This is a genomic window from Secundilactobacillus collinoides DSM 20515 = JCM 1123, assembly GCF_001435975.1.
GTDB classification, from domain to species: Bacteria; Bacillota; Bacilli; order Lactobacillales; family Lactobacillaceae; genus Secundilactobacillus; species Secundilactobacillus collinoides.
This window is the reverse complement of sequence record NZ_AYYR01000066.1, coordinates 1-546: the sequence shown is the minus strand read 5'-3', so window position 1 is coordinate 546 and position 546 is coordinate 1. Positions and strand designations below refer to the sequence as shown.

Here is a 546-nt window from a genome sequence, read left to right as displayed (position 1 = left end):
TTATTCCATCATAAAAGGACGCTATGTCCTCACATGTTACGATTAAATCACCACAAATCAATCGAAAGTGAGGAAAACATAGTGTCCCTAGATAATGATTCTATCCTAAAACTGGTCAAATTAACAGATACTAATCTACATGTCGTTGATATTTATTCTGAAAGAAAGCGGGGTGTCGTTACTCAAATCATTGAAGCGACCCTTTCTTATCCGCTGTCGCACTGTCCGCATTGTCACAGTCAGAACTTGATTCTGAATGGCAAACGAACGGTCAATGCTAAACTGACTTCGATCAATGGCAGCCCTATCCAATTGCGAGTTCATAAGCAGCGCTATCTGTGTCATGCCTGTGGCAGGACCTGTGGAGCACAGTCCAATAATCTGACGTTCAATCACACCCTGACCCCTGGGGTCGCCCAACAGACCATCAAGCTGGCCAAGCAGTCATTGGCTGGGACAACGATCGCCGCGTTAACCGGCATCTCAAATACCAGCGTGGCACGCATTATCAACGCGGAAGTACACCGGCCTTATCGCTTAAAAGAG

At 46.0% G+C, this 546-nt stretch carries 1 protein-coding gene; it reads left to right on the top strand.

The window, feature by feature from the left end; genetic code table 11:
* Positions 1-81: 81 nt before the first annotated feature.
* The coding region (locus FC82_RS11055) for a transposase family protein (RefSeq protein ID WP_162260947.1) at positions 82-546 on the top strand (465 nt) is incomplete at its 3' end.